Source organism: Vibrio scophthalmi LMG 19158, assembly GCF_000222585.1.
In the GTDB taxonomy this organism is placed as follows: Bacteria; Pseudomonadota; Gammaproteobacteria; order Enterobacterales; family Vibrionaceae; genus Vibrio; species Vibrio scophthalmi.
Genome location: NZ_AFWE01000131.1, coordinates 1 through 3,978, shown reverse-complemented (window position 1 = coordinate 3,978; position 3,978 = coordinate 1). Strand labels below are relative to the sequence as shown.

9 protein-coding genes are annotated in these 3,978 nt (G+C 44.9%); 1 reads left to right on the top strand and 8 read right to left on the bottom strand.

Annotated elements, in window-relative coordinates; all coding sequences use genetic code 11:
- From RH88_RS10495 to RH88_RS10485, 3 genes are all read right to left on the bottom strand, one after another.
- Positions 1 to 251 (bottom strand): N-acetylmuramoyl-L-alanine amidase (locus RH88_RS10495; protein ID WP_005595688.1); only part of this gene is annotated, 251 nt, incomplete at its 3' end.
- Positions 252 to 339: 88 nt separating this feature from the next.
- The gene (locus RH88_RS22735) at positions 340 to 747 is read right to left on the bottom strand and encodes a Mor transcription activator family protein (protein WP_005595687.1); all 408 of its coding nucleotides are present in this window, start codon (positions 745 to 747) and stop codon (positions 340 to 342) included.
- On the bottom strand, positions 747 to 1,256 hold the full coding sequence (locus RH88_RS10485; protein WP_005595685.1) for a gp16 family protein: 510 nt from the start codon (positions 1,254 to 1,256) through the stop codon (positions 747 to 749). Before RH88_RS10485 ends, RH88_RS22735 begins: the two co-directional genes overlap by 1 nt.
- A gap of 116 nt (positions 1,257 to 1,372) precedes the next feature.
- Between RH88_RS10485 and RH88_RS10480 the strand changes: the two genes are divergently transcribed.
- On the top strand, positions 1,373 to 1,606 hold the full coding sequence (locus tag RH88_RS10480) for a hypothetical protein (RefSeq protein WP_005594281.1): 234 nt from the start codon (positions 1,373 to 1,375) through the stop codon (positions 1,604 to 1,606).
- A gap of 67 nt (positions 1,607 to 1,673) precedes the next feature.
- Here RH88_RS10480 and RH88_RS10475 read toward each other — a convergent pair whose 3' ends face one another.
- The 5 genes from RH88_RS10475 to RH88_RS10460 form a co-directional block, all read right to left on the bottom strand.
- Positions 1,674 to 2,285: a hypothetical protein gene (locus RH88_RS10475; RefSeq protein ID WP_005595683.1), complete on the bottom strand. Its 612-nt coding sequence runs from the start codon at positions 2,283 to 2,285 to the stop codon at positions 1,674 to 1,676.
- 93 nt (positions 2,286 to 2,378) lie between these two features.
- Positions 2,379 to 3,080: a DUF2786 domain-containing protein gene (locus RH88_RS10470; protein WP_005595680.1), complete on the bottom strand. Its 702-nt coding sequence runs from the start codon at positions 3,078 to 3,080 to the stop codon at positions 2,379 to 2,381.
- Positions 3,073 to 3,246 (bottom strand): hypothetical protein, encoded by a 174-nt coding sequence (locus RH88_RS23715; RefSeq protein ID WP_005595678.1) that lies wholly within the window; start codon positions 3,244 to 3,246, stop codon positions 3,073 to 3,075. Before RH88_RS23715 ends, RH88_RS10470 begins: the two co-directional genes overlap by 8 nt.
- Complete coding sequence (locus tag RH88_RS10465) at positions 3,246 to 3,734, bottom strand: hypothetical protein (RefSeq protein WP_005595676.1); 489 nt, start codon at positions 3,732 to 3,734, stop codon at positions 3,246 to 3,248. Before RH88_RS10465 ends, RH88_RS23715 begins: the two co-directional genes overlap by 1 nt.
- Complete coding sequence (locus RH88_RS10460; protein WP_005595674.1) at positions 3,731 to 3,934, bottom strand: hypothetical protein; 204 nt, start codon at positions 3,932 to 3,934, stop codon at positions 3,731 to 3,733. Before RH88_RS10460 ends, RH88_RS10465 begins: the two co-directional genes overlap by 4 nt.
- Positions 3,935 to 3,978 lie beyond the last annotated feature (44 nt).

Genomic DNA, 3,978 nt, shown 5'->3' with positions numbered 1-3,978 from the left:
TGCGTACCGAAGCTGTTGCAGTGTAATGAGAGGATTACATCAGGGTGCAGCGCGTTGATGTCACTTGGCAGTGCTTGGTAGGACTTGCGGTGAACCACTTTCACCTCAAAGCCTGCTTGCACTAGGTCTTTCTCAAGGGAATAAGCAAGATCTTCGTTGTATTCAAACTCAGACACGCCAGTGGCGGCATGGACTGCACCAGGTGAGCCAGCACGATGGCCGATAACAAGGGCAATGATACATTTACGCATAAAAAACTCCGTTAGTAGGAACAGTGATTGTGACTGCCAGACTAACGGAGTTGCGGGGATGGGTTAGATTATCGCGCTTTCCTAAATACTAGAAAAGCCGAGGCTGATTGCGTTGATGCTCGATTTTACGCTGCTCACCTAAGATGAAGTAAATACGGGCTTGGGTAATACCAAAACGCTTAGAGAGCTCACGAACGTTACGGCCATTAAAGAGACTCCAAATCTGAATGTCTCGCAGCGCAATAAAGAGCGTGTCTTTTTTCGGCAGATAAAACTGCATCCCACCGCCGTACTCTGACATTTCAAGCAGGGCGCGCAATGCCAGCTCAGTGGCTTTTTGCTCATCATGATCTTTTTCAAAGTTAGCTTTCATGTGTACAAACAACGCTTGCGCATCTTGCGGCCAGAGCTTTGTTACCTCTGGTAGCTTATCGGCATGATCAAGAAACGCCGCATCGATATCGTCATCACTGATAAGCGAGATCTGATTGTTCATCACGCGCCTCCTGTTAATTCAAATTGACGGCGCACTTCACGGTAGGACTCCGCCTTTAGCGCAGGCTTAGCCAAGCGCTGAACCATCACGCGCTTATGCCACTGCTTAAGCGATTCAAGTACCTTGCTGGCACTTTCATCTTTAAGCCACTGCGCCGAGCTAATACCGCAGGTGCGCTCAATCCACACACGAAGCGCGTACTCGCTGCCATCTGCGATAAAGCCTTGCTTAAACATCACAATCCATAACGCTCTAATCGCATCGGTTACACGGCTGCGCGCCGTACCGCTTTTAGGCGAATACTGGCGAGAGCGTGCAGGCTTAAAGCCAAGCGTTGCCATGTGCGTGACCACTTGCTCTAACTGCTGCCAGGTCGCGTCTTTTGCGCTCGACACCCCAATGATATTGGTGAGCATCGCGCGATACGTGTCTTCATCCATGCCAAGGCGTGATTTGCCTACATGGATGAGTTGTATCAGTTGCTTACGAGTTTTATTAATACAGGTCATACCCAACCCCTCATGAAACATTACGCATAAATTAGATCAGCAAGCGATTCAAAAGGCAACAAAATGGATAAAAAATAATTTATAATGGTGGAATATCCACTAAATCAAATGGAAATATGAGACAGGTATTTATTGAACTGCAACGGGCGGCGGGATTCTCCAACGTGGAGTGTGGGCGTTACCTTGGGATAAGTGAGGGTGCGGTCAAAGATAGGCGTGACGGTCGATTTTTACCCCGCCGTGGTGAACTAATAGCGCTGGCCGTGAGTGGCAGCGACACGCTAGACAAAGCGCTGGCGTATATCGAGAGCCTAAGCCAGCAACGCGAAGAGAGCAAAAAGCCTGCATGATGCAGGCTTTCGTTTAGATGATATGTCAATTTATAGGTTTGTGCTTTAACGGCTAACCAGAGTTATCTCATTCAAATTTTAGGATCAAGTCTTGGTTTAATGGCGGTGTCGGCTTCGCTAAGCACAAAGAGATGCATGGTTGCTTACCTATTCGTACATATTGACCATCATGAGATATACCGATTCGGCAAGTGTGCCCCATAGCTCTATACTCAATCGGCACTGCTGTTGGTGATTCTGACACTTTAAATGCAAGCCACGAACCAACAAACCAAGGGCGATCAGCAGGGTTATTACTGTACATTTCATCAAGCCAAGAAACATCACCATGTTCATTTTGAGTAATCTTAATATTGTCTTTAACGGTAATGTAATCAATCTGAGCCGCCGTTGTCATAATCTCATCAAATTTAAAACTTGATAAATCTTCACTGTATCGCTCAAGACCAGGACAAACCCCATTTATGCGTACCGAAAACTTGTCGTTATTGATAACCTCTTGCACCTTAAGTGAGGCGCTTTTTTCTTTTGGTTGAGTACCGACCTCACCCAAGGGATCAAACGCATAGATGTACAAGCAGACTATGGCGATTATTATACAACCAACCAGTGAAACCCAAAATGACGTGTCCATTTGAGCTTTAGCTGCTGCGATGTTTTCAGGTTTAAATTTAAACATTATTAAGACTCTTTTATTTTTAGTCGGTCAGTATAAAACGCAAAAAGCCCATCAACTAGGATGGGCTCTGTACATTTTGAAGTAGCATCAAGTTTAATTGTTTATTGTGCAAGTGATCTTTACCTGCTCAGCACCTTGCACACCTTGATTTAATTGAGCGGTTCTTCCTGTGGCTATTCCAGAGAAATACGCACCATCAGAGCCACCTCTTGCATTTTTTACCGAAGCAGATCGCCCTTTGCTCTCTGATAGGTTTGGATGCTTCTGCTTGATGTACTCGTCTATTTGATTTGATTCGGACTCAGAGAGCGCGAACTCTTTAACAAGATGACTAACACTCACAACCCAACCCTCACAAAAGAGATCTGCTCTTGCTGTCTTAGTTGAAGTCTTAATGCGTTTATTAAGCGTTGCAATGTAATCCTTGCGAGCCTTTACCAATTGACGTTCTAGTACTTCATGCGCGTACTTAGCGACTTCTGGGCGCTCATTGTGGCCCGTAAAGACGACATGACAGCTTTTAGTAAATGGCTCGTATCTGAAATGCAAGTGACAACCAAACGCCTCTGCAACCGTATTTGCTAGATAACTAAAATAGCTTGCTGGCTTTTTAGCTTTAAACTTTGAGGCAGCATCAGACTGACTCACATCACTCAGTTCTGGACTTTCACTTGATAGGCCCATTTGCTGCATTAGCGCTTGAGCTCGTGACATGGCCGCTGCTGCTTCATGCTCATTGGCCGATTTAGCTAAGCGTAAAAGTTTTTTAATTTTGTCGATGTTTTTACTAGTCATGTTGGCTTCCTAATTGGGGCAGATACTCCTCGATGGCAAACATTGCCGATGCTAGATTATCCAAAGCATCGTCTCGCTGGCTTTGTGTTGATTGACCTGTACGCATGGTGCAGACTGCATGACCAATAATGCTTTTGACTTCTACAAGTAATTGTTTTCGTTCCATCACTGCAACCTCGCATCTTCAAACTTAATCAAACGTCGAGAGGTTGAGTGTTCAGGCTCTCCATGAACAAGAACGCGATAAGTCGCAGGCTCATATTCAGAAACGCCTGTAATCACGCCTATATCAAGTTGAGTACCTATCTCATATGGTGGTGCGATATCGTTACTATTCGCCCACTCATCAATGTGTGCTTTAAGTGCCGCATTGACATAGCCACACGCATTTTCAAGTTGAGTAACAAAATCATAATCCACAGCCCAACCATCGCGCTCAAAGTCTTTAGCCAGCTCGTACTCGTCACAGTGCTCTTCCCAATGGCGCATTAACGATTCGATAAGCATTGGCTTTTCGTGCTCGGTAAAGCCACAATCTCGTTCAGCAAATAAATCCTCTACCGCTTGCTTGATAAAAATATCTTTAACGTCTTCGTTATCCACATCAGGGCGTTCTGGAACCATCGAATTGTCTTTATTGAATAATGTATTCATTTCACTAACTCCAAATGCTCGACATCCAAACCGCCAGCCTTGCCTGTTACGCTAATCACGACACAACCACACACCACCCATGGCTCGCTTCTTACTTCCCCTTCATGAAAGGTGCTTTTGTCGCGCAGCAGTGGGAAATATTTTACTTTAGCGCCGATTTGGAACTCTTTTGAGGCTTCTTCAATAGTCCAAACTTTCATTTTTAATATCCTTAAAATCCGGTTTAAATAAGGTTTTAACCATC

Coding starts and splice junctions, on each gene's coding strand:
- RH88_RS22735 (WP_005595687.1), bottom strand. CDS start 747: ATGAACAATCAGATCTCGCTTATCAGTGATGACGATATCGATGCGGCG.
- RH88_RS10485 (WP_005595685.1), bottom strand. CDS start 1,256: ATGACCTGTATTAATAAAACTCGTAAGCAACTGATACAACTCATCCAT.
- RH88_RS10480 (WP_005594281.1), top strand. CDS start 1,373: ATGAGACAGGTATTTATTGAACTGCAACGGGCGGCGGGATTCTCCAAC.
- RH88_RS10475 (WP_005595683.1), bottom strand. CDS start 2,285: ATGTTTAAATTTAAACCTGAAAACATCGCAGCAGCTAAAGCTCAAATG.
- RH88_RS10470 (WP_005595680.1), bottom strand. CDS start 3,080: ATGACTAGTAAAAACATCGACAAAATTAAAAAACTTTTACGCTTAGCT.
- RH88_RS23715 (WP_005595678.1), bottom strand. CDS start 3,246: ATGGAACGAAAACAATTACTTGTAGAAGTCAAAAGCATTATTGGTCAT.
- RH88_RS10465 (WP_005595676.1), bottom strand. CDS start 3,734: ATGAATACATTATTCAATAAAGACAATTCGATGGTTCCAGAACGCCCT.
- RH88_RS10460 (WP_005595674.1), bottom strand. CDS start 3,934: ATGAAAGTTTGGACTATTGAAGAAGCCTCAAAAGAGTTCCAAATCGGC.